This window comes from Pseudomonas glycinis (assembly GCF_054871425.1).
Genome location: NZ_JBTYHF010000006.1, coordinates 266,817 through 291,023 on the forward strand (window position 1 = coordinate 266,817; position 24,207 = coordinate 291,023).

21 protein-coding genes are annotated in these 24,207 nt (G+C 60.8%); 13 read left to right on the forward strand and 8 right to left on the reverse strand.

The features are described from left to right. Positions 1–108 precede the first annotated feature (108 nt). The gene (locus ACYSTU_RS16435) at positions 109–1,392 is read left to right on the forward strand and encodes an arsenic transporter (RefSeq protein WP_499000100.1); all 1,284 of its coding nucleotides are present in this window, start codon (positions 109–111) and stop codon (positions 1,390–1,392) included. A 116-nt stretch (positions 1,393–1,508) separates the two neighbouring features. Here the strand turns inward: ACYSTU_RS16435 and ACYSTU_RS16440 are convergent, their stop codons facing one another. Further along, positions 1,509–2,459, reverse strand: coding sequence for a DUF1853 family protein (locus ACYSTU_RS16440; protein ID WP_499000103.1), 951 nt, complete (start codon positions 2,457–2,459; stop codon positions 1,509–1,511). A 114-nt stretch (positions 2,460–2,573) separates the two neighbouring features. Here ACYSTU_RS16440 and ACYSTU_RS16445 point away from each other — a divergent pair, with 114 nt between their 5' ends. The 6 genes from ACYSTU_RS16445 to pepN are packed head-to-tail and all read left to right on the forward strand — an operon-like array spanning position 2,574 to position 9,092. Next, entirely contained in the window at positions 2,574–3,464 is an 891-nt protein-coding gene (locus tag ACYSTU_RS16445) for an NAD(+) kinase (protein ID WP_016774212.1), read from the forward strand. After that, positions 3,464–4,435 (forward strand): metallophosphoesterase, encoded by a 972-nt coding sequence (locus ACYSTU_RS16450; protein WP_024012499.1) that lies wholly within the window; start codon positions 3,464–3,466, stop codon positions 4,433–4,435. Before ACYSTU_RS16445 ends, ACYSTU_RS16450 begins: the two co-directional genes overlap by 1 nt. After that, positions 4,432–5,301: a rhomboid family intramembrane serine protease gene (locus tag ACYSTU_RS16455; RefSeq protein ID WP_125926037.1), complete on the forward strand. Its 870-nt coding sequence runs from the start codon at positions 4,432–4,434 to the stop codon at positions 5,299–5,301. Before ACYSTU_RS16450 ends, ACYSTU_RS16455 begins: the two co-directional genes overlap by 4 nt. A 35-nt stretch (positions 5,302–5,336) precedes the next feature. Beyond that, on the forward strand, positions 5,337–5,597 hold the full coding sequence (locus ACYSTU_RS16460) for a YeaC family protein (protein WP_016774215.1): 261 nt from the start codon (positions 5,337–5,339) through the stop codon (positions 5,595–5,597). Continuing rightward, entirely contained in the window at positions 5,594–6,424 is an 831-nt protein-coding gene (locus ACYSTU_RS16465) for a DUF2797 domain-containing protein (protein ID WP_016774216.1), read from the forward strand. The genes ACYSTU_RS16460 and ACYSTU_RS16465 overlap by 4 nt, the downstream gene beginning before the upstream one ends. A gap of 10 nt (positions 6,425–6,434) precedes the next feature. After that, the gene (pepN, locus tag ACYSTU_RS16470) at positions 6,435–9,092 is read left to right on the forward strand and encodes an aminopeptidase N (RefSeq protein WP_110599024.1); all 2,658 of its coding nucleotides are present in this window, start codon (positions 6,435–6,437) and stop codon (positions 9,090–9,092) included. A 182-nt stretch (positions 9,093–9,274) separates the two neighbouring features. Here pepN and katG read toward each other — a convergent pair whose 3' ends face one another. Continuing rightward, the gene (katG, locus tag ACYSTU_RS16475) at positions 9,275–11,551 is read right to left on the reverse strand and encodes a catalase/peroxidase HPI (RefSeq protein ID WP_110599026.1); all 2,277 of its coding nucleotides are present in this window, start codon (positions 11,549–11,551) and stop codon (positions 9,275–9,277) included. 218 nt (positions 11,552–11,769) lie between these two features. Further along, entirely contained in the window at positions 11,770–13,980 is a 2,211-nt protein-coding gene (locus ACYSTU_RS16480) for an LTA synthase family protein (RefSeq protein ID WP_499000109.1), read from the reverse strand. A 327-nt stretch (positions 13,981–14,307) separates the two neighbouring features. Here ACYSTU_RS16480 and ACYSTU_RS16485 point away from each other — a divergent pair, with 327 nt between their 5' ends. Next, positions 14,308–15,324, forward strand: coding sequence for an ABC transporter substrate-binding protein (locus tag ACYSTU_RS16485; RefSeq protein ID WP_499000112.1), 1,017 nt, complete (start codon positions 14,308–14,310; stop codon positions 15,322–15,324). A gap of 351 nt (positions 15,325–15,675) precedes the next feature. Here ACYSTU_RS16485 and ACYSTU_RS16490 read toward each other — a convergent pair whose 3' ends face one another. Together ACYSTU_RS16490 and ACYSTU_RS16495 are read right to left on the reverse strand one after the other, a co-directional pair. Next, the gene (locus tag ACYSTU_RS16490; RefSeq protein ID WP_056784698.1) at positions 15,676–16,155 is read right to left on the reverse strand and encodes a copper chaperone PCu(A)C; all 480 of its coding nucleotides are present in this window, start codon (positions 16,153–16,155) and stop codon (positions 15,676–15,678) included. Further along, complete coding sequence (locus ACYSTU_RS16495) at positions 16,155–16,760, reverse strand: SCO family protein (protein WP_016774221.1); 606 nt, start codon at positions 16,758–16,760, stop codon at positions 16,155–16,157. Before ACYSTU_RS16495 ends, ACYSTU_RS16490 begins: the two co-directional genes overlap by 1 nt. A gap of 274 nt (positions 16,761–17,034) precedes the next feature. Here ACYSTU_RS16495 and ACYSTU_RS16500 point away from each other — a divergent pair, with 274 nt between their 5' ends. From ACYSTU_RS16500 to ACYSTU_RS16510, 3 genes are all read left to right on the forward strand, one after another. Further along, positions 17,035–17,961 carry a Gfo/Idh/MocA family protein gene (locus tag ACYSTU_RS16500; protein WP_499000116.1) on the forward strand — a complete coding sequence of 309 codons (927 nt, stop codon included), beginning with the start codon at positions 17,035–17,037 and terminating at the stop codon, positions 17,959–17,961. Between the two features lie 129 nt (positions 17,962–18,090). After that, entirely contained in the window at positions 18,091–18,720 is a 630-nt protein-coding gene (gene ycaC, locus ACYSTU_RS16505; RefSeq protein WP_016774235.1) for an isochorismate family cysteine hydrolase YcaC, read from the forward strand. 144 nt (positions 18,721–18,864) lie between these two features. Next, on the forward strand, positions 18,865–19,065 hold the full coding sequence (locus tag ACYSTU_RS16510) for a hypothetical protein (protein ID WP_016774226.1): 201 nt from the start codon (positions 18,865–18,867) through the stop codon (positions 19,063–19,065). Between the two features lie 70 nt (positions 19,066–19,135). On the opposite strand, the gene ACYSTU_RS16515 is transcribed toward ACYSTU_RS16510, so the two are convergent. After that, positions 19,136–19,762 (reverse strand): helix-turn-helix domain-containing protein, encoded by a 627-nt coding sequence (locus tag ACYSTU_RS16515; RefSeq protein WP_217879756.1) that lies wholly within the window; start codon positions 19,760–19,762, stop codon positions 19,136–19,138. Positions 19,763–19,808: 46 nt separating this feature from the next. Between ACYSTU_RS16515 and ACYSTU_RS16520 the strand changes: the two genes are divergently transcribed. Then, positions 19,809–20,504, forward strand: a complete 696-nt coding sequence (locus tag ACYSTU_RS16520; RefSeq protein ID WP_217879757.1) for a B3/B4 domain-containing protein — start codon at positions 19,809–19,811, stop codon at positions 20,502–20,504. Between the two features lie 797 nt (positions 20,505–21,301). Here the strand turns inward: ACYSTU_RS16520 and ACYSTU_RS16525 are convergent. Then, entirely contained in the window at positions 21,302–22,039 is a 738-nt protein-coding gene (locus tag ACYSTU_RS16525; RefSeq protein WP_499000121.1) for an SDR family oxidoreductase, read from the reverse strand. Positions 22,040–22,165: 126 nt separating this feature from the next. Next, complete coding sequence (locus ACYSTU_RS16530) at positions 22,166–23,047, reverse strand: helix-turn-helix domain-containing protein (RefSeq protein ID WP_217879896.1); 882 nt, start codon at positions 23,045–23,047, stop codon at positions 22,166–22,168. A gap of 258 nt (positions 23,048–23,305) precedes the next feature. Between ACYSTU_RS16530 and ACYSTU_RS16535 the strand changes: the two genes are divergently transcribed. Continuing rightward, positions 23,306–24,070, forward strand: coding sequence for an SDR family NAD(P)-dependent oxidoreductase (locus tag ACYSTU_RS16535; RefSeq protein ID WP_016774231.1), 765 nt, complete (start codon positions 23,306–23,308; stop codon positions 24,068–24,070). The last annotated feature ends 137 nt before the right edge of the window (positions 24,071–24,207 follow it).

Below are 24,207 nucleotides of genomic sequence, written 5' to 3' on the forward strand. Positions count from 1 at the left end.
GCGGACTGTCAGATAACAATTTCACGTCTGACACACCGCTTTCGCGAGCAGGCTCGCTCCCACATTCGTTCGATTTCCACCCGTTTCGCTATTTGAAGGCTCCTGCGAATGCTCGCTGCGTCACTGATTTTCCTGCTGACCATCACCCTCGTCATCTGGCAACCCAAAGGTCTCGGCGTCGGCTGGAGTGCAACGCTGGGCGCCGTGCTGGCGTTGATTTTTGGCGTCGTTCACCTCACGGATATCCCGCTGGTCTGGCAGATCATCTGGAACGCGACCGGCACCTTCGTCGCGCTGATCATCATCAGCCTGTTGCTCGACGAGGCTGGCTTTTTCAATTGGGCAGCGCTGCACGTGGCGCGTTGGGGGCGGGGCAGTGGGCGCAAATTGTTTGCCTTCATGGTGCTGCTTGGTGCGCTGGTGTCTGCGTTGTTCGCCAATGACGGCGCGGCGCTGATTCTCACGCCGATCGTGATTTCGATGCTGCTGGCACTGCGCTTTTCACCGGCGGCGACGCTGGCATTCGTCATGGGCGCCGGGTTCATTGCCGACACGGCGAGCCTGCCGCTGGTGGTGTCGAACCTGGTCAATATCGTTTCGGCGGACTTCTTCCATATCAGCTTCAACCGCTATGCCGCAGTGATGGTGCCGGTCAACTTCGTCAGCGTGGCGGCGACGCTGGGCATGTTGCTGTGGTTTTTCCGTCGCGACATCCCGGCGGCGTACGATCCTGCACAACTGGAAAACCCGCATACCGCGATCCACGACAAAGCGACGTTCTATGCCGGTTGGGCGGTGCTGGTGATCCTGTTGATTGGCTGCTTCGCTCTGGAACCGCTGGGCATTCCAATCAGCGCAATTTCCGCGGTGTGTGCTGCGCTGCTGCTGGGCATCGCTGCGCGCGGCCACAAGATCTCCACGCGCAAGGTTATGAAAGAAGCGCCGTGGCAGATCGTGATTTTCTCGCTGGGCATGTACCTGGTGGTGTACGGCCTGCGCAATGCCGGGCTCACCGGTTACCTCGCCGGGTGGCTGGACGTGTTCGCTGAGCACGGTGTATGGGGCGCGGCCATGGGCACCGGGGTGCTGACGGCGCTGCTGTCGTCGATCATGAACAACTTGCCAACGGTGTTGATTGGCTTGCTGTCGATCGACGCCAGTCAGGCCAGCGGGGTGATCAAGGAAGCGATGATCTACGCCAACGTGATCGGCAGCGACCTGGGGCCGAAGATCACTCCGATCGGCAGTCTGGCGACCTTGTTATGGTTGCATGTGCTGGAGCGCAAGGGCATTCACATTGGCTGGGGCTATTACTTCCGCGTCGGGATTGTGCTGACGGTGCCGGTGTTGCTGGTGACGTTGGCGGCGTTGGCCGTGCGGTTATCCCTATAGATCGAGTTGCTCTTTTCGCGAGCAGGCTCGCTCCCACAGGGGATCGCATTCCACATTTGAAATGCATTCTCTGTGGGAGCGAGCCTGCTCGCGAATTGGGTCGGACACCACAAATCTCAGGTTTGGCCGGGCACATTCGGCCAAAGATCCGCCACCAGAAACAACCGCTCCGCCTCTTCCCATTCGCCCAGGGCATTCTCGGTCAGGCGCACCATCAACTGCGCCGGGGCCAGTGCTGGCAGGTCTTCGAGCCACAAACGCAGGTGCTCATCTGTCCAGACCTGATCCGCCGGGTGATGCGCCGGCGCCAGCCAGGCGTGGCGGGGCAGGGGTTGCCAGCGGCCCGGCGGGCGTTGGGCGACAAACGCCGGCCAGTCCTTCTGATGCAGCCAACTGCCACGCAGATGTTGCGGATGGGCGCCGTGCGGTGACTCGGCCTGCCCGGGCCACGGATACAGCAGATAACCGCCCAGCCACAGCTGCGCGCTGAAGGTTTCGATATCCAGCGCCGCGAGCACTTCGCGGCTTTCCGGGCGCGCCGAGATCGGCAATTGATGCTCGGCCAGATGCGCCAGTTTGCGATCCAGTCGATCATGACAACCCGGCCCCAGCCACTGCGCGGGATCGCGGCCATCGCCATCCTGCGGGCCAAGGTAGAGCTTGATCGCCAATTCCAGATGATGCACGCCGTCGCGGTCACGCAGCAGCATGTCCAGCTCGCCGAGGGTGTGCCCGGCGCGGCGGATTGGCAGGTTGGCGGCGATCAGTTCGATGCCCGGCGCATGCGAGACGGCGAACTGCCAAAGACGCTCGTAATACAGGCCCAGACGCCGGGTGCGCGCCTGCGCCAGCCATTGCAGCAGGCCGTAACTGTCGAGGTCGAGCTGGCGCAGCCAGTGTTCGAGACGCTGCGGGTCTTGTACCCAGTCGCTGCCGGCCAGCGGATGGCGCTGCGGCCACGGCGTAGCGGCGAGCATCGGCGGCGCGAGGATCACCCACGCCAGGTCCCGCACTTCGGGATGGCGTAACTGATGGGGCAACTGCAACAAATCGGGAAACAGGATCATCTTGCGAGCATAGCCTTAAACCTGAGCGCACCCTTGAGGCTGAAAGGATTTTGTCTATCTGGCGCTTTCGCCCATAATCGGGTTTTCGCGTTTTCGATTGTCCGCAGAGGTCCCATGGAGCAATTTCGTAATATCGGCATCATCGGTCGCCTGGGCAGCTCCCAGGTGCTGGATACCGTCCGCCGACTGAAACGCTTTCTGCTCGACCGTCACCTGCATGTGATCCTCGAAGACACCATCGCTGAAGTCCTGCCCGGCCACGGCCTGCAAACCTCGTCGCGCAAGATGCTCGGCGAAGTCTGCGACATGGTCATCGTCGTCGGCGGTGACGGCAGCCTGCTCGGCGCTGCGCGGGCGCTGGCCAAACACAATATTCCGGTGCTGGGCATCAACCGTGGCAGCCTCGGCTTCCTCACCGATATTCGCCCGGACGAGCTGGAAATCAAGGTCGCCGAAGTGCTCGATGGCCACTATCTGGTAGAAAACCGCTTCCTGCTGCAAGCCGAAGTGCGTCGCCATGGCGAGGCCATCGGCCAGGGCGATGCGCTCAACGACGTGGTGCTGCACCCGGGCAAATCGACGCGGATGATCGAATTCGAGCTGTACATCGACGGCCAGTTCGTCTGCAGCCAGAAGGCCGACGGCCTGATCGTCGCCACGCCCACCGGCTCCACCGCCTATGCGTTGTCCGCCGGCGGGCCGATCATGCATCCCAAGCTCGACGCTATTGTGATTGTGCCGATGTACCCCCATACCTTGTCGGGACGGCCGATCGTGGTCGATGGCAACAGTGAGCTGAAAATCGTCGTGTCCAAAGATATGCAGATCTATCCGCAGGTCTCCTGCGACGGCCAGAACCATTTCACCTGCGCACCGGGCGACACCATCACCGTGAGCAAAAAGGCACAGAAGCTGCGCCTGATTCATCCGCTCGATCACAATTACTACGAGGTGTGCCGCACCAAGCTTGGCTGGGGCAGCAAGCTGGGGGGCGGAGGCGACTGATGCTCGATCCCGCGCGCAGTTACGACCTGATCGGTGACGTGCACGGATGCGCCATGACCCTCGAACACTTGCTGGACCGTCTCGGTTATCACAAGCAGGGCGGGGTCTGGCGGCATCCGTCACGCATGGCGGTGTTCGTTGGCGACATCATCGACCGTGGCCCGCGCATTCGCGAGGCGCTGCACATCGTTCACGACATGGTCGAGGCGGGGCAGGCGCTGTGCATCATGGGCAACCACGAATTCAACGCGCTCGGCTGGGTCACCCCGGCGCCACCGGGCAGCGGTAAGCAGTTCGTGCGCGAACACACCAAGCGCCATGCGCGGCTGTTGCAGGAAACCCTGACTCAATTTGAAGACCATCCCGGCGACTGGCATGACTTCCAGCAATGGTTCTATGAGCTGCCGCTGTTCGTCGATGCCGGTCGCTTCCGCGTCGTCCATGCGTGCTGGGACGCCGGTCTGATCGAGCCGTTGCGGGCGTTGTTCCCCAATGGCTGCGTCGATGAGCATTTCCTCCAGGCTTCGGCGGTGCCCGGCAGCTTCGCCTGCACCGTGTTCGACCGCTTGCTGCGCGGCACCGACATGCGCCTGCCCGGTGGCCTGACCATGACCAGCGGCGACGGTCTGGTGCGTTCGTTCTTCCGCACCAAGTTCTGGGAAGACGACCCGAAAACCTACGGCGACATCGTCTTCCAGCCCGATGCACTGCCGGAACCTGTCGCGCAGACGCCGCTGACTTCAACCGAAAAGAATTCCCTGCTGCGCTATGGCGTCGACGAGCCGTTGCTGTTCGTCGGCCACTACTGGCGCAGCGGCAAACCGGCGCCGATCCGCCCGAACCTCGCGTGCCTGGATTACAGTGCGGTGCTCTACGGCAAACTGGTGGCCTATCGTCTGGACCAGGAAACGCGCCTGGATCCGCAAAAATTCGTCTGGGTCGATGTCGAGCGGCCGGAGGTCCTGCAATGAGTGCGGTAGCGGTATTGCGCCTGCCGTTGGCGGTGGATTTGAGCGGTTTTGTCAAACTGCTGCAACGCATGCAAGTGCCCCATCGGGTCAGCGAAGAGGCGGGCGAACAGGTGTTGTGGGCGCCGGAGGAAATCAGCGAGGACGTGCGCTCCTTGTACGAGCGCTTCCCGGCCGGCGACCCGGATCAGCAACTGGACATTCCCGTGGGCCAGACCTTCAAACGGCCAAGCTTCGCCGAACAGCTGAAACACGCCAAAGCCACCGGATTGATTCTGCTGTTGAGCCTGATCGTCGGTGGTCTGACCTTCCTCGGCGAAAACCTGGAAACGCTGCGCTGGCTGACCTTCCTCGATTTTCGCGTGATCGGCGAGTACATCCACTTCACGCCCCTGGCCGACAGTCTGGCGGCAGGGCAGTGGTGGCGGCTGGTCACGCCGATGCTGATCCACTTCGGCATCCTCCATCTGGCCATGAACGGCATGTGGTACTGGGAGCTGGGGCGGCGTATCGAATCGCGTCAGGGCAGCATCAATCTGCTCGGTTTGACGCTGTTGTTCAGTCTGGTGTCCAACTACGCGCAGTTCGTCTGGAGCGGGCCGAGCCTGTTTGGTGGGCTGTCCGGCGTGCTTTACGGCTTGCTCGGGCATTGCTGGATTTTCCAGCTGCTGGCGCCGAACCCGGCCTATCGTCTGCCGCGCGGCGTGCTGGTGATGATGCTGGTGTGGCTGGTGGTGTGCATGTCCGGGCTGATTTCGCTGATCGGTTTCGGCCAGATCGCCAACGCCGCGCACCTGAGCGGGTTACTCATCGGATGCTTCACCGGTTTGTTGGGCGGTTTGTATAACCGCCGTAAACTGGCCGTCTAACATTTTTTGTTTCAGCAAAGAGCACGGAGACCCTGATGTCCTCTTTCAACGACATGATCAACAACATCACCCCGGACATCTACGAAAGCCTGAAACTGGCCGTGGAAATCGGCAAATGGTCCGACGGCAACAAACTCACTGCCGAACAGCGCGAGCTGTCGTTGCAGGCGATGATTGCCTGGGAAATCCAGAACCTGCCTGAAGACCAGCGCACCGGTTACATGGGCCCGCAAGAGTGTGCGTCGAAGTCGATCGAAGTGCCGAACATCCTGTTCAAGTCGGATGCCATCCATTGATCGAGATTGGCCGCGGTGCAATCAGCAAAATGTCGGCGCGCCTGGACGGGTCGAACGTGCAATACGCGTTTCGTCTGGATGACGTCGAGGTGCCGGTCAATCCGTTGATCGGCAGCACGTTGCGTCTGGAATTCCTGGGGGCGATCCACTGCACCCATTGCGGGCGCAAGACCAAGACCAGTTTCAGTCAGGGTTATTGCTACCCGTGCATGACCAAACTGGCGCAGTGCGACCTGTGCATCATGAGCCCGGAGCGTTGCCACTTCGACGCCGGCACCTGCCGTGATCCGGTGTGGGGCCAGCAGTTCTGCATGACCGATCATGTGGTTTACCTGGCCAACTCGTCGGGGATCAAGGTCGGCATCACCCGTGCCACGCAGTTGCCGACGCGCTGGCTCGACCAGGGCGCGAGTCAGGCGCTGCCGATCATGCGTGTGTCGACGCGCCAGCAATCGGGCTTTGTCGAAGACCTGTTCCGCAGCCAGGTGGCGGACAAGACCAACTGGCGCGCACTGCTCAAGGGCGATGCGGCGGCGGTGGATCTGGCGCAGGTGCGCGATCAGTTGTTCGAAAGCTGCGCTGAGGGCCTGCAAGGGTTGCAGGAGCGATTCGGCCTACAGGCGATTCAGACGATTGCCGATGTCGAACCGCTGGAAATCCGCTATCCCGTCGAGCAATACCCGGCGAAAATCGTCAGCTTCAACCTGGACAAGAACCCGATTGCCGAAGGCACGCTGCTGGGGATCAAGGGCCAGTACCTGATCTTCGACACCGGCGTGATCAACATTCGTAAATACACGGCGTACCAGCTCGCCGTGCATCAATAAGGATTCCAGCATGCGCACCGAACAACCGAAGATGATCTATCTCAAGGACTATCAGGCGCCCGAGTACCTGATTGACGAAACGCACCTGACCTTCGAGTTGTTCGAGGACCACAGCCTGGTTCACGCGCAACTGGTGATGCGCCGCAACCCGGAGCGCGGCGCCGGCCTGCCGCCGCTGGTGCTCGACGGCCAGCAACTTGAGCTGCTCTCGGTGACGCTGGCGGACCGGGAGCTGAGCGCTGCTGACTATCAAGTCTCGGACAGCCACCTGACCCTGCAGCCGACCAGTGAAACCTTCACCCTCGACACCAGCGTGCGCATCCACCCGGAAACCAATACCGCGCTGGAAGGCCTGTACAAGTCCGGCACGATGTTCTGCACCCAGTGCGAGGCCGAAGGCTTTCGCAAGATCACCTATTATCTCGACCGCCCGGACGTGATGAGCAAGTTCACCACCACCGTCGTGGCCGAACAGCACAGCTACCCGGTGTTGCTCTCCAACGGTAACCCGATCGCTTCCGGCCCCGGCGAAGACGGCCGGCACTGGGCGACCTGGGAAGATCCGTTCAAGAAACCGGCGTACCTGTTCGCGCTGGTCGCCGGTGATCTGTGGTGCGTCGAAGACACCTTCACCACCATGAGCCAGCGCAACGTCGCGCTGCGCATTTATGTCGAGCCGGAAAACATCGACAAGTGCCAGCACGCGATGAACAGCCTGAAGAAGTCCATGCGCTGGGACGAAGAGGTCTACGGTCGCGAGTACGATCTGGACATCTTCATGATCGTCGCCGTCAACGATTTCAACATGGGCGCGATGGAGAACAAGGGCCTCAATATCTTCAACTCCAGCGCCGTGCTGGCCCGCGCTGAAACCGCCACCGACGCCGCGCACCAGCGGGTCGAGGCGATTGTCGCCCACGAATACTTCCACAACTGGTCGGGCAACCGCGTCACCTGCCGCGACTGGTTCCAGCTGTCGCTCAAGGAAGGTTTCACGGTGTTCCGCGATGCCGGTTTCTCCTCGGACATGAACTCGGCGACAGTCAAGCGCATTCAGGACGTGGCGTACCTGCGTACCCACCAGTTCGCCGAAGATGCCGGCCCGATGGCCCACGCGGTGCGCCCGGACAGCTTCATCGAGATTTCCAACTTCTACACCCTGACCGTGTACGAAAAGGGCTCGGAAGTGGTCGGCATGATCCACACCTTGCTGGGCGCCGAAGGCTTCCGCAAGGGCAGCGATCTGTACTTCGAACGCCACGACGGCCAGGCCGTGACCTGCGACGACTTCGTCAAGGCCATGGAAGATGCCAATGGCGTTGACCTCAGCCAGTTCAAGCGCTGGTACAGCCAGGCCGGCACACCGCGTCTGGCCGTCAGCGAGTCCTACGACGCTGCGGCGAAAACCTACAGCCTGACCTTCCGCCAGAGCTGCCCGCCGACCCCGGACAAGGTGGAAAAACTGCCGTTCGTGATCCCGGTCGAGCTCGGCCTGCTCGACAGCCAGGGCAATGAAATCGCTCTGCGTCTGGCTGGCGAAGCCTCGGCACAAGGCACCACTCGGGTGATCTCGGTGACCGAAGCCGAGCAGACCTTCACTTTCGTCGACATCAACCAACAGCCTTTGCCGTCGCTGCTGCGCGGCTTCTCGGCGCCAGTGAAATTGAGCTTCCCGTACAACCGCGATCAACTGATGTTCCTGATGCAGCACGACAGCGACGGTTTCAATCGCTGGGATGCCGGTCAGCAATTGTCGGTGCAAGTGCTTCAAGAGTTGATCGGCCAGCATCAGAAAGGCGAGAGCCTGAAGCTCGATCCGCGTTTGGTGTCGGCGCTGCGCACGGTGCTGTCCGACGAGTCGCTGGATCAGGCGATGGTTGCCGAAATGCTCTCGCTGCCGGGTGAGGCCTATCTCACCGAGATCAGCGAAGTGGCTGACGTCGAGGCGATTCATGTCGCTCGCGAGTTCGCCCGCAAGCAACTCGCCGAAGGCTTGTTCGAAGCGCTGTGGCTGCGTTATCAGGCCAATCGCGATCTGTCGAAAAAGACTCCGTACGTCGCCGAGGCCGAGCACTTCGCTCGTCGCGCCTTGCAGAACATTGCCCTGTCGTACCTGATGCTCAGCGGCAAGCCGGAAGTGTTGGCAGCGGCCCTGGAGCAATTCGAGACCGCCGACAACATGACCGAGCGCCTGACTGCGCTGGCGGTGCTGGTCAACTCGCCATTCGAAGAGCAGAAGGCTTTGGCTTTGGCCAGCTTCGCCGAGCACTTCAAGGACAATCCGCTGGTCATGGATCAGTGGTTCAGCGTGCAGGCCGGCAGCACCTTGCCGGGCGGTTTGGAGCGGGTGAAGGCGTTGATGCAGCACCCGGCGTTCAACATCAAGAACCCGAACAAGGTGCGGGCATTGATAGGCGCGTTCGCCGGGCAGAACCTGATCAACTTCCACGCGGCGGACGGTTCCGGTTATCGCTTCCTTGCCGATCTGGTGATCGAACTGAACGGCTTCAACCCGCAGATCGCCTCGCGCCAACTGGCCCCGCTGACCCGCTGGCGCAAATACGACAGCGCGCGCCAGGCACTGATGAAGGCCGAGCTGGAGCGGATTCTGGCGTCCGGGTCGCTGTCCAGCGATGTGTATGAAGTGGTGAGCAAAAGCCTGGCGTAACCCGATCCGGTAGGAACCGTCGAGTTGATCGTTCCCATGCTCTGCGTGGGACTGCCTCTCTCGACGCTCTGCGTCGGCTTTGGGACGCAGAGCGTCCCTTGCTGCATTCCTTTGCTGTGCGTGGGGACGATCAACAAAAAATGCCGCTCAACGAGCGGCATTTTTATTGGTACAACAAACAGCTATTTACGCAGATCAAACCGATCCAGATTCATAACCTTCGTCCATGCCTTGACGAAATCGTTGACGAACTGCGCCTTCGCGTCGGAACTGGCGTACACCTCGGCCAACGCGCGCAATTGCGCATTCGAGCCGAACACCAGATCCACTCGAGTCGCCGTCCACTTTGGCGCCCCGGTCTTGCGGTCACGGCCTTCAAACTCATCGGCATCCCGTGACGTTGGGGTCCACTCAACTCCCATGTCCAGCAGGTGGGTGAAGAAGTCATTGCTCAGCGTTTCGGTTTTGTCGGTGAACACGCCATGCCGCGTCTGGCCGACATTGGTGTTCAATACCCGCAAACCACCCAGCAGCACGGTCATTTCCGGTGCTGTGAGCGTCAGCAACTGCGCCTTGTCGATCAGCAGGGTTTCCGCCGCAACCGTGTATTTGCCTTTGCTGTAATTGCGGAAGCCATCGGCAATCGGTTCGAGGAAGCCGAACGATTCGACATCGGTCTGCTCCTGCGAAGCATCGACGCGGCCAGGTGAAAACGGCACCGACACTGAATGCCCGGCGTTCTGCGCGGCTTTTTCCACCCCGGCATTACCGGCCAGGACGATCAGGTCCGCCAGCGAGATTTTCTTGTCACCGGCGGCGCCGTTGTTGAACTCGCTCTGAATGCCTTCCAGTGTGCTCAGCACCTTGTCCAATTGCTCGGGCTGGTTGGCCTGCCAGAACTTCTGCGGGGCCAGACGCAAGCGTCCGCCGTTGGCGCCACCGCGCTTGTCCGAACCGCGGAAGGTCGATGCTGCAGCCCACGCGGTCGAAACCAGTTGCGACACTGACAACCCTGAAGCCAGCACCTTGTTTTTCAGCGCAGTGGCGTCGCTGTCATCGATCAGCGGGTGCGTCACGTCGGGCAGCGGGTCTTGCCAGAGCAATTCCTCTTGTGGCATTTCCGGGCCGAGGTAGCGGGAGAGCGGACCCATGTCGCGATGGATCAGCTTGTACCAGGCGCGGGCGAACGCGTCGGCGAGCTGATCGGGATTGGCCAGAAAGCGCCGCGAGATTTGTTCGTAGGCAGGATCGAAGCGCAACGCCAGATCGGAGGTGAGCATGGTCGGCGAGAGCTTCTTGTTCGGATCGTGAGCGTGGGGAACGGTGCCTGCACCGGCGCCGTTTTTCGGTTGCCACTGATGGGCGCCCGCCGGGCTTTTGGTCAGCTCCCACTCGAAGCCGAACAGGTTTTCCAGATAGTTGTTGCTCCACTGCGTTGGTGTGGTGGTCCAGGTCACTTCCAGACCACTGGTGATGGTGTCGGCGCCTTTACCGGTGCCGAAGGCGTTTTTCCAGCCCAGACCCTGTTGCTCCAGACCGGCCGCTTCCGGCTCTGGGCCGACATTGTCGGCCGGGCCGGCGCCATGGGTCTTGCCGAACGCGTGGCCGCCGGCGATCAGCGCCACGGTTTCTTCATCGTTCATGGCCATGCGGCCGAAGGTTTCGCGAATATCCTTGGCCGAGGCCACCGGGTCCGGGTTGCCTTCCGGGCCTTCCGGGTTGACGTAGATCAGACCCATCTGCACGGCGGCGAGGGGATTTTCCAGATTGCGTTCGCCCTGATCGGTGCGGCTTTCTTCACGGCCATGCAGATCGGGCTCAGCCACCAGCGTGCCGTCGCCGGGCTCTTGCACCGGGCCATTGCTCTTGCCGTAACGGTTATCGCCGCCCAGCCACTCGGTTTCCGAACCCCAGTACACGTCTTCATCCGGTTCCCAGACATCGGCGCGGCCCCCGGAAAAACCGAAGGTCTTGAAGCCCATGGATTCCAGCGCGACGTTGCCGGTAAGCACGATCAAGTCAGCCCAGGAAATATTGCGCCCGTATTTTTGCTTGATCGGCCACAGCAGGCGGCGGGCCTTGTCGAGGCTGACGTTGTCCGGCCAACTGTTCAGCGGGGCGAAGCGTTGCTGTCCGGAGCCGGCGCCCCCACGGCCATCGGCGGTGCGATAGGTCCCGGCGCTGTGCCAGGCCATGCGCACGAACAGCGGGCCGTAATGGCCGAAGTCGGCCGGCCACCAGTCCTGGGAGTCAGTCATCAGCGCTCTGATGTCTTGTTTCAACGCCTGAAAATCGAGGCTTTTGAAGGCTTTGGCGTAGTCGAAGTCCTGGCCCAGCGGATCGGACTTGGGGGAATGCTGGCTGAGGATTTTCAGATTGAGTTGATTCGGCCACCAGTCACGGTTCGTCGTACCGCCGCCGGCGGCGTGGTTGAACGGGCATTTCGATTCGTTTGCCATGTTCGTATCCCTATCAGGTCTGCGGCCGGCTCGTGCCGACTTCGGACTGGTAAGGCTAGACCCGAGTTGGCAAGTCGGCTAATAGCCCGACTATTGGATACCGATAGGCAAACTCTTTCACCGCACAGGCAGGAGCTGCCGAAGGCTGCGATCTTTTGATCTTTGTTCACCAAAAAATCAAAAGCAAAGATCGCAGCCTTCGGCAGCTCCTACAGGGGTTAGCTCGATTGTGCGGTGTCGTCCTCTGGCACGTCGTCGAGGATGTCTTCCTGGCCGGGCAGTTCAGTGATCACGCTGAAGTCCGAGACCTCGACCGCGCCATTGCCATACCCCAGCAAATGAAACGAGAACGCTTTGCGCGGCTGGGGGTTTTCAAAGCTGAAGTCCAACTCCAGTGGCTGGTCCGCCGTGGCGACCATTTCCGTAGGCAGGCCCAGTTGCACGTCCTGTTCGAATTGCTTGGCCTTGAGCTGAATGTACGCCGCCTGCTGCGGATCGACCGAGCGCACGGTCAGGCGCACGCGGGTGTGCGAGCCTTTGGGCATTTCCAGGTATTGCGCGCCGATCAGGTTGTCGGCCCAGTCATCCTTGATCTGCGCTTGCAGAGGGATGATGTTGTTGCTGCCGAACTGGTAGCGATGATTGAGTGGTGTGCGCAACAGGGACAGGTCCAGCGCATCGGCGCGCGCGGCGATCTGCCGGGCCGGATGGCCGCTGTAGGTGCCTTTGTAGGTGGCGCTTTCGGCGATGAAGCCGGTGCTTTGGTAATAGCGGCAGCGGCGCGGCAGGTCGCATTCGGAGAAGATGCCCTGACCGTTGTGGTAACGCAGTTTGCCGTTGGTGAACGACATGATTTCGCGCCCCGAATCGTAGTCGCGAAACAGCGAGCGGCCGCTCAGCGCAGTCGGCACCGGCAGGTCGAAATAGTCGAGGATCGAGGTGCTCAGATCGACATGGCCATAAACCCCGGCATTCAGGCGCGGCAGTTGCGCCTGCTCCGGCGCCAGCGTCAGATTGAAACCCCACGAGGAGGCCAGTCGCACACCGTCGATGCCGTGGGATTCATCCGAGGTGATCACCACCAGTGTGTCCTTGAGGACGCCCTGGCGCTCCAGCCCTGAAAGAAACTGATCCAGCGCATCGTCGAGATAACCGACGGCAGCCTGCTTGGGCGTCTCATAACGCTGCAGATAATCGTCCGGTGCCGAGTAGGGCTGATGGGTGCCGACCGTCAGCAGCGTGAGCATCCACGGCTGTTTTTGCTTCTTCAGTTGGCCGACGTAATCCAGCGCGCCTTCGAAAAATGCCCTGTCATCCTTGCCCCAGGGGAACTCCAGATAGTTGCTATTGCTGAACCATTCCAGGCCATGGGTCGCATCGAAACCGATGTGCGGCATGATCTTGTCTTTGGCCATGAAGCGCAGGCCCGCGCCCTGCAAGTAATGCGTGCTGAAGCCGTGCTCGCGCAATTGTGCCGGCAGGCAGGCCTGATTGCGTTCGTTGAGGGTGAGCATTTCCACGCCTTTGGGCGTGCCATTGTTGAGCTTGTCGTAGTCACCGCACAGCATGGCGTACAGACCGCGAATGGTCTGATGGGTGTGCAGCACGTAATCCGGGGTGTTCATGCCGCGCTCGGCCCAGCGGCTGAGGTTGGGCATCAGATCTTCCTGATAATGACTGCCGATCGCCTCACGGTTGGCACGGATGTAGGCGCCGGGAATGCCTTCGAGCGCGATGATCAACACATTGCGCGCCTGGCCTGGCGCGGCGAGCAGCTTCTGGCCATTGAGATCGACGTCGGTGAGCCCGGCCATCGCCGGTGTGGGTTCTTCAACGTCGCCGTCGAGCCATTCCTCGGCCTGGATCTGCAGGTCGGCGACTTCACTGGCGAGCAACTGATGCGGCAGGTTGTAGAGGCGCCAGGCGTCGCCGTCATTCGGCCACAGGTTTTGCGCGGCCCAATGTGCGGCGAACAACACGATTGGCGCGGCCCAGACAGAGCGAGGGAGAGCAGGGCGAGACAAGCCGCGACCAACAAACTGAGTCAGCAGCCAGAAAGCCAGGGCACCCAGCAAAGCCATGGCCAGGGCAGGGTGCGCAAGTCCGCCGCCAGTGGAGTTTTCGACGAACTGCGGGTCGATCAGGTAGTGAATATCCGAAGGCGTCGGCAGGCGGCCGACGGCGCTGACCAATTCTGCCGTGGCGATCGCCAGCAGCGCCCAGAACATCAGCACCGGCAAGGCCAGCCACCATGCGCGGCGATGCAGCGTTACCACCAGCAAACTGCCGACGGCCAGATCCGACAAAAAGCCCAGCGGGTTCGACCAGCCCAGCGCCGCCCGCAGGCACACCGGCACGACCAATACCAGAACGATGAGAGAAAGAAGGCGGGCATTCGGCCGCCGCAGCCAGTTGAAAAGAGCGCTCACGAAAAAGGCCTGCTTGTCATCAAAGGGTCAAAAAAGTGTGGGTGATGATACCAAGGGCAGAAAGGCTGATCGGCTTTTAAAACCTGCGGCTGGCGATCGCTGAAACGGCGCGTGCCCATAGCGGGCGTGGGTTGTGGGACGTATGGCCGTTTTTCGGAGGGGCAGTTTTTTGTTTCAGACTGTTGTAGGTCCATCCACTGCTCCTGAATTCCAGCAGCAGACGTCAAAGCGCTCAGTGCTATCGATATGCGATAAGGATATTTAATTTCTTTTTTTTATAGCTATAAAGTCAGGCCTTTCAGCCCACCCCCATGCTGCGAGGTTGTCATGGCCACACCGTTCAAACGTTCTGCGCTGACTCTGTTGGCCGCAACTCTGGCAGCGGGCGCGCTGTTCAGCAGCGGCGCCCAGGCCGAGGGCAAGATCAGCATCGCCCAGCAATTCGGTATCGGTTATCTAATCCTCGATGTCGTGCGCGATCAACAGCTGATCGAGAAACACGGCAAGGCCCAGGGCCTGGAGATCAAGGTCGACTGGAACAGCATTTCCGGCGCTACGGCCATGAATGAGGCGCTGCTCACCGGAGCGCTGGACGTCGTCTCGGCCGGCGTGCCGCCGATGCTCACCGTGTGGGATCGCACCAAGGGCAAGCAGAACGTCAAAGCCATCGCCGCGCTGGGCTCGATGCCCAATTACCTGCTGACCAACAACCCGAACATCAAAACGCTGAAAGACTTCAGCGACAAGGATCGTATCGCCGTGCCTGCCGCTGGCGTGGGTTTCCAGTCGCGTACCCTGCAGATTGAAACCGCCAGGCAATTCGGTGACGACCAGTTCAAGAAGTTCGACAACATTTCGGTCAGCCTGCCGCACCCGGACGCCACCGCTGCGCTGATCGCTGGCGGCTCGGAAATCAACTCGCATTTCTCCAGCCCACCGTTCCAGTACCAGGCGCTGCAAAACCCCAACGTGCATAAAGTGCTGAGCTCCTACGACATCCTCGGCGGCCCGGCGACGTTCAACGTGCTCTACACCACGGAAAAATTCCACGACGAAAACCCGAAAACCTACAAAGCTTTCTATGACGCACTGGCCGAAGCCGAGAACATCATCAAAGCCGACAAACCCGCCGCCGCCCAAGCCTACATCCGTGTAGAGCAATCGAAACTGCCGCTGGCCCTGGTCGAGCAAATCGTCAAAGACCCGGAAATCGACTTCACCGTTGTACCGCAACGCACGTTCATCTACGCCGAGAAACTGCAGGAACTGGGTGTGTTGAAAAACAAGGCGGGGAGCTGGAAGGATTACTTCTTTGAAGAAGCGCATGGTGGTGCGGGGAGTTGAGAATTGGGCGTCACCCGGCACTACTGTGGGAGCGAGCTTGCTCGCGAAAGTGGAGTTTCCGCCACGAATGAATTGACTGGCCTGACGCCTTCGCGAGCAAGCTCGCTCCCACAGGTTTTTTCGGCGGATGCGGAATAGGGCATCACTCAGAATTAATGTGGGAGCGAGCCTGCTCGCGAAAGCGGAGTTTCAGCCACAGATGATTTGACTGACCTGACGCCTTCGCGAGCAGGCTCGCTCCCACAGGTTTAGCGGCGTAAGCCTTCTTCCGGCCAATAAAAAACGGGGCGGCACGATCATCGATCAAGCCGCCCCGCTTATCTGTCGGGCGAACAGTCTTTCAGTCAGCGATCAATGCATCTTGCTGTGATCGTGGCCGCCCATGTTGGTCAGCGCGCGGACCGGTGCCTTGACTTCAATGGTTTCTTTCTCGCCCTTGGCGTTTTCCACGGTCAGGGTCAGCGGCACGTTTTCGCCTTCCTTCAACTGACCGGTCAGGCCCATCAGCATGACGTGGTAGCCGTTCGGATCGAAGCTCACGGCTTTGCCGGCAGGCAACTCAACCGACTTCACCGGGCCCATGGTCATCACATCGTTCTTCATGCTCATTTCATGAATCTGAACGTCCTTGGCCACTGGCGAGGCAACGCTGAGCAGTTTGCTGTCGCTGTCGGCAGTGACGGTCATGAACGCGCCGCTGGCGGACTGGGTCGGCACGGTGGCACGGACCCAAGCATCGTCGACTTTGGTCTGCGCCGACGCCTGAAAGGCCAGGCCGAGCAGGGACAGTGCACATACGGTGCGTTTGAGGTGATTCAGAACGGGATGCATCAGCAGACCTCCATAACAGTAAGCAAATCTTCCGTGCACTCTTGGGCTGTCAGCGAAGTGGACAGGCCCAGGCGCAACTCACCACGCGAGTCGTAGACGTAGCTGGTGGACGTATGGGAGATGGTGTAGGTGTCGCCGGCCGGGACTTTCTCGTAGAACACGTCGAATTCCTTGGCGGTGGCCTTGGTTTCCTCAAGCGTGCCGTACAGCGCGACGAAGCTCGGGTCGAAGGCTTTGACGTAGGCGTCGAGGATCTGCGGCGTGTCGCGTTCCGGGTCGAGGGTGATGAACACCACTTGCAAACGGTCGCCGTCGCGGCCCATGAGTTTTTTGATCTGTGCGGCGCGGGCCAGGGTGGTGGGGCAAACGGCCGGGCACTGGGTGAAGCCGAAGAAGATCATCGGCATCATCCCGCGAAAGCTCGACAGCGACATGGTTTCGCCTTCGGGATTCTTCAGCTTGAAGGTGCGTCCGAGAATCTTGTCGCTCAGATCCTTGCCGTACTTGTACGACAGTTGGCCACGGGTATCGCAACCGGCGAGCAGGCCGAGCCCGAGCACGCCCATTCCCGCAAGTACCTTGCGGCGAGTCAACAAAGCCGTCATCTAATACCGCCTTTTGCAGCCCGCCAGTCGGCAGGACTGGCGAGGGGTTAACCGTAAAAGCGCCGCATGATAGCAAACTGAGGCTGATCGCCGGCTGCCGATCGCCGCGCGGTGCGGGATCGGACGACAAAAGGTGTAAGAAGAAATGACGAATAAGCCATGCGTTCGCCGCGACCAAACTTTGATTTAAATAGTATGACGATTGGAGGCGAGCGCAGAAACACGTACTCTTGCCGCTGCGCTGCAAAGACCAAAACAACAACAGGAGTCTGTGATGCAACCGATTCGTCTCGGCCTGGTGGGCTACGGCAAGATCGCCCAGGATCAACACGTTCCCGCCATCCTCGCCAACCCGGCGTTCCAGTTGGTGGCGGTCGCTACCCAAGGCAAACCTTGCGCCGGGGTGGAGAACTTCCAGTCGCTGGGCGAACTGCTCGAAAACGGCCCGACTGTCGACGCAATTGCGTTCTGCACGCCGCCACAAGGGCGCTTCGCGCTGGTGCAACAGGCGTTGGCGGCCGGCAAGCACGTGCTGGTGGAAAAACCGCCCTGTGCGACACTGGGTGAGGCCATGGCCCTGGTCGATCAAGTCGCCGAACAAGGCGTCAGCGCTTTGTTCGCCTGGCACTCGCGCTACGCACCGGGCATCGCCGCCGCCCGCGACTGGCTGGCCAGCCGCACCCTGCAAAGCGTGCAGATCGACTGGAAGGAAGACGTGCGCAAGTGGCATCCGGGTCAGGCATGGATCTGGCAACCGGGCGGCCTCGGTGTGTTCGACCCGGGCATCAACGCCTTGTCGATCGTCACCCACCTGCTGGCGCTGCCGCTGTTTGTCGAAGCCGCCGAATTGCGCGTGCCGAGCAACTGCCAGTCGCCGATTGCCGCCTCGATCAAAATGTCTGATGCACATCAGCTCGACGTACGAGCCGAGCTCGATTTCGACCATGGCCACGATGAACTGTGGAGCATCGAGATCCGCTGCGCCGAAGGCGTCCTGCGCCTGGACAATGGCGGCGCCGTGCTGAGCATCGACGGCGTGCGCCAAAGCGTCTCGGAGGAGGGCGAGTACGCAGCGGTCTACCGCCACTTCCAGCAATTGATCAGCGACAAGGACAGCGACCTGGATCTGCAACCGTTGCGCCTGGTGGCGGACAGTTTTTTTGTCGGTAGTCGGGCGTTGGTTGAGCCGTTCTATGATTGACGTGGATTGTCCGGTTTGAGTGGACGGTGTAACCCTTTTCAAGCGATTTATCCCTTAGCTGTGCGTCAGTAATCTGTACCCAACTTGAACGCAACAACAAAACTCCAAACTTGAAAAGGGACGCACACCATGACCACTCCAACCTACAACCGCCTGAACAAAGACGACGCTATCGTGCTGCTGGTTGACCACCAGACCGGTCTGATCTCGCTGGTGCAGGACTTTTCGCCGAACGAGTTCAAGAACAACGTGCTGGCGCTGGCGGATCTGGCCAAGTTCTTTGACCTGCCGACGATCCTCACCACCAGCTTCGAACAAGGCCCGAACGGCCCGCTGGTACCGGAGCTGAAAGAGATGTTCCCGGACGCGCCATACATCGCTCGTCCAGGCCAGATCAATGCCTGGGACAACGAAGACTTCGTCAAGGCAATCAAGGCCACCGGGCGCAAGCAGATCATCATTGCCGGTGTGGTCACGGATGTCTGTGTAGCGTTCCCGACCCTGTCGGCGCTGGCAGAAGGTTTTGATGTGTTTGTGGTGACTGATGCGTCCGGCACCTTCAACACCACCGTGCAGCAAGCCGCATGGAGTCGCATGACTCAGGCCGGCGCGCAGATGATGAACTGGTTCTCGGTGGCCTGTGAGCTGCACCGCGACTGGCGCAACGACATTGAAGGCCTGGGCAATCTGTTGTCGCAGCGCATTCCCAACTACCGCAACCTGATGAACAGCTACTCGGCGTTGACGCAGCAGAAGTAAGCGTTAAATCCAAAGCAGAAGCCTGCCTCGAAAGCAGGCTTTTTGCGTTTTTTACAGAACGCCGTTCGTCCATTGTCGGGCACTTGTCACGCAAGGGCATTTCACACGTTCAGGTACTTATCGCTGAACACCTCGGAGAACGACATGGACATTGATGAAAACGCACCGGGCAACCAGTCGCAACAAGCCGTGACGCGCACCACCGACAATGAGACCGGGCACGATCCCAAGCGCGAAAACCCCGAGGTGCCTTTGCCGCCGGACGATGAGGCGCCTGTAGAAGAAGACATGTCGGATGTGGATGCGGCCAATTCGGTTTCGACGGAGCATCCGCCGTCACGCTGACCGTGCTGTTTGAAGGGGAACGCTCCCTGTGATGGTCAACCCGGACAGTTCCCTCTCCTCGGGGAGAGGGCTAGGGTGAGGGGCTTTCCCTGGCACCCTGATGCAGTTCAGTCACCGACATCGTGAAAACCAGTTTCGCTCGCCCATGGTTGGCATACCCATGCGCCACATCGGTCCGCGCCACCGCCGAACACCCAGGCCCGACAATCAGCTCGGCATCGCCAACCTGCAAATGCAACGCGCCTTTCTCGACATGAAACAGCTCTGTGGTGCCATTCGGGTGACCGGCTGAAGAAAACGACTCGCCGGGAAACAATTCCCAGCGCCATAACTCGAGCATGTTCGGGCCGCTGGTGCCGGCCAGCAGTCGTGCCGATCCACCCAGCTCACCGGTCCATAGCGTGGGGATGTCATCACTGTCGATCAGATGCGCCGCCGGAGTGTCGGCGACATTGACGAAGTCCGCCACGGACAAGCCCAGCGCCGCGGCGATTTTGCACAATGTCGCGATGCTTGGGTTGGCCGAGCCCTTCTCGATCTCGACCACCATGCCTTTGCTCACGCCGGAGCGCCTGGACAGTTCATCCAGGGTGATGCCCTGTTGTTTGCGCGCCTGTTTGAGCGTGCGCGACACCGCCGCGCTGACGGTCTCGACGTCGGCGCCGGCCTCGGTCGTTATATTGACTTTCTTGGTCATTGATCGCTAGCATCGTTTGAAATTCGGGTATGAGGGGGATTCTGGGATGCTGTCTGTCGTGCCGTCAATCGATCCGGCTGTTGCGCAACTCGCGCCGGGCTTCAGAGCGCTGAGTATTGTCGTGCAAGCGGCGCCGATTACTCAGGCATACGTGGCCGGTGAAGCACTGGCCAAAGCCTGTCAGATCGTCGCCAACGGTGGCCCGTCATGGGGGCCCGCGCACTTGCAGGCCTGGGCGGACGTGTTTCGCCAGTTCGGTGCCAAGCCGCAGCGCACGCCTTGCTCGGCCGAGGCTCTGCGCAAACGGGTGTTGCGCGACGGCGAGTTGCCGAGCATCGATCCGGTGGTTGATCTGTACAACGCCATCAGCCTCGAGTACGCGATTCCGGTCGGCGGCGAGAATGCGCAAGCCTACATAGGCTCACCGCGTCTGGTCGTCGCCGATGGCAGCGAACCGTTCGACACGATGAAAGAAGGTCTGCCCGCGCATGAGTTTCCGGACGCCGGCGAAGTGGTCTGGCGCGATGACCAAGGCGTGACCTGCCGGCGCTGGAACTGGCGCCAAGGCGTGCGAACTCGCCTCGATGCGCAGGCGCAGCACATGTGGTTCATCCTCGAAAGCCTTCCGGCCATGCCGCTGGAAGCGCTGACCGAGGCCGGCGACAAGCTCATCGAAGGCCTGCAGCAAATGATGCCCGGCGCCGAGATCGAAAGCATGTTGATCGGGCCGGGAGCGCGTTAGGTTAGATATGAGTGCCAGCCCGTTTCGTCAGCGGCACCGCGATTCCCTGTGGGAGCCTGCTCGAGAAGGCGGCACATTCAACATCTTTGCCGGCTGATCCACCGCTTTCGCGAGCAAGCTCGCTCCCACAGTGTTCCGTGTTGACCAATGATTTGGTGGTGCTACAACCTCTGTGGGAGCGGGCCTGGTCGCGAAGGCGGCGTCACATTCAACTTCATATTCGCCTGAACCACCGCTTTCGCGAGCAGGCTCGCTCCCACAGTGTTCCGTGTTGACCAATGATTTGGTGGTGCTACAACCTCTGTGGGAGCGAGCCTGCTCGCGAAGGCGGCGGCACATTCAACATCTTTGCCGGCGGATCCACCGCTTTCGCGAGCAAGCTCGCTCCCACAATGTTCCATATTGACCAATGATTTGGTGGTGCTACAACCTCTGTGGGAGCGGGCCTGCTCGCGAAGACGGCGGCACATTCAACATCTTTGCCGGCTGATCCACCGCTTTCGCGAGCAAGCTCGCTCCCACAATGTTCCATGTTGACCAATGATTTGGTGGTGCTACAACCTCTGTGGGAGCGAGCCTGCTCGCGAAGACGGCGGTACATCCAACATCTTTGCCGGCTGATCCACCGCTTTCGCGAGCAAGCTCGCTCCCACAATGTGTTGACCAATGATTTGGTGGTGCCACAACCACCCTGTGGGAGCGGGCTTGCCCGCGAATGCGGCGGTACATTCAACATCATATTCGCCTGACCCAGCGCTTTCGCGAGCAAGCTCGCTGCCACAGATTGACTCCTGGTTTCAATAAGGGCTCGCGGTTGGACGCACGATCAGTTCGCTGACGTCCACGTCCGCCGGTTGTTCGACGGCATACGCAATCGCGCGGGCGATGGCTTCGGCGGGGATGGCGATCTTGCGGAATGACTTCATCTCTTCGCGGCCGCCTTCATCGGAAATGCTCTCGGCCAGTTCCGATTCGGTCACGCCCGGTGCGATGACGGTGACGCGGATATCGCCACCGACTTCCTGACGCAAGCCTTCGGAAATCGCCCGTACGGCGTATTTGGTCGCGCAGTACACCGCCGCAGTAGGGCTCACCGCGTAAGCACCGATCGAGGCGATGTTGATGATCTGCCCGGCGCGCTGGCGCTGCATCAACGGCAGGCTGGCGGCTATGCCGTGGAGTACGCCACGGATGTTGACGTCGATCATGCGGTTCCACTCATCGAGCTTCAGCGCATCCAGCCGTGACAACGGCATCACGCCGGCATTGTTGACCAGCACATCGACGCGGCCGTAATGTTCGACGGCAAAATCGACGAAGCGCTGCACATCCTGCTGATCGGTGACGTCCAGTGCGCGGAACTGCGCGTGGCCACCGGCGCCGTTGATCTCTTCGGCAATCACTGCCAGACGCTCGGTGCGCCGTGCACCCAACACCACTTTGGCGCCACGTTCGGCGAGCAGGCGTGCGGTGGCTTCGCCGATGCCGCTGCTGGCGCCGGTAATCACGATCACTTTGTTTTGAATGTTCAGCATGATGTCGTCCTCTTCTGTGTGCCCTTGAGTGGGCTTGGAAGAAGATTAAGTGCGGCGGCTCATGGGCTATTAATCGATTCCTCCACGGGATTTGCCCAATTCTGCTGCATCGCTTTTCGACAGGTTTCAGGCCCCGCGTGGCGCATCGCGGTAGGCGCTCGGGGTGACGCCGACTTCACGGCGGAACACCTGGGAAAAGTGGCTGGGGCTGGAGTAGCCAACCTCCAGGCCGATGTCGATCACGCTGTGGGCGGTTTCCAGCAACAGATGACGCGCGCGGCTCATGCGCAGGCGGATGAAGTATTGCGAGGGCGATAAACCGGTGGCGCGCTTGAAGGTGCGGCTGAAGTGGTAGTCGCTCAGCCCGGCGATGGCGGCCAGATGACTGAGGCTGAAATCCTCCGCCAGATTCGCATTCATCGCTTCAAGCACCCGGCGCAGTTTGTAGGCGGGCAGGGCGTTGTCGCGGCGCGGGTTGCTGCCGGGGTCGAGGTAATGACGCAGCAGATGGATCGCCAACGCCTGAGCCAGGCTGTGCACCAGCAGTGCGCTGGGTTGGCGCTGTTCGGTCAGTTCGATGCGCAGTTGCTCAAGGATGAAGCTGACCTGCTCGTCACGCGCACCGGACACATCGACAAACGTCACTGCACCGGCCTGTTCGCCGAACGCTTCGCGCGCCGCTTGTTCGATCAGGCCCAGACCGAGGTAGAGGTGCATGACTTCGAAGACCTCACAGCCTTCGGTTTGCCAGCGCATTTCATAGGGTTCGCGGGTGTTGGTCAGGAAGAAGTCGCCCGCCGTGACCCGGCTCGCCTGCCATTCTCCGCCCAACGAACGTTCTTCGACCCGGGCAGTGCCGGCCAATACCAGCACCAGCAGCGGTTCGGCCACGCACGGCACGCGGATCGGCTCAAGCAGGGTTTGATGGCGGAACAGTTGCACCACTGCATCCTTGATCTGCGGCCGCGGCGTGGTCGTTTCCGCAACACCGGGCAGATGCTCCGGCATGGCTTCGGCGGCGATGCGCGCGGGCTGGCTGATTGTCGGTGTAGCGGGGCTGGCAGAGGGCACAGGACGCTCCATGAAAAGCTTCGGCTGCGAATGATTTTGCAGGTTAGGGCGGGCGAATGAGAAATTCCAGCGCAAAACTCCGACAGTCCCGGCAATCGCCCGAAAGCCCGGCGGCGGCCAGTGCGCGACAGTGAAGCCGTGTTTACGAGCGCGCCATCAGGCGCAACACCGACTCGCTATCGAGGAGTTAAAACCATGACTGATTTCAACCACACCCTGCCACAAGAAGTCGCCGGTAAAGTTGCACTGGTCACTGGCGCGGCCAGTGGCATCGGCAAGGCGATTGCGCTGATGCTGCACGCTCGCGGCGCCAAGGTGATTGCCGAAGACCTCAACCCGGCTGTCGAAGAACTGGCTCGTCCCGATCTGGTGCCGCTGGTGGCGGACATCACCGAGGACGGCGCCGCCGAACGCGCAGTCGGCCTTGCCGTCGAGCAGTTCGGGCGCCTGGATATTCTGGTCAACAACGCCGGGATCATTATCAACAAAGCAGTGATCGACATGAGCCGCGACGACTGGGAAAAGATCCAGGCAGTCAATGCCACGGCCGCCTTCCTGCACTGCCGCGAAGCGGTCAAGGCGATGATCCCGAACAAGTCCGGTGCAATCGTAAATATCGCTTCCTATGCGTCGTACTTTGCCTTTCCGACCATTGCTGCCTACACCGCTTCCAAAGGCGCGCTGGCACAGTTGACCCGCACGCTGGCCCTGGAGGTCATCGAGCACGGCATTCGCGTCAATGCCATCGGCGTCGGCGATGTGGTGACCAATATTCTCAACGATGTGGTCGAGGACGGCCCTGGCTTCCTCGCGCAGCACGGCGAAGCGGCGCCGATCGGTCGGGCGGCGCAGCCGGAAGAAATCGCCGAAATCGTCACCTTCCTCGCCTCCGACCGCGCCAGTTTCATGGTGGGCTCGGTGGTCATGGCCGATGGCGGCATGACGGTTACGGCGGGTTGATAGTCGGGTGAGAAGCCAACGGCGCGTGTGATAACGCGCCCATGGCTTTGCCAGTAAGACGAGCACGCAGAATCAGGCAAATCTGCAGCATCTTTGATCTAGTCGCCGCTGGGTAAAACTGGCTAATCTTCCTCCGC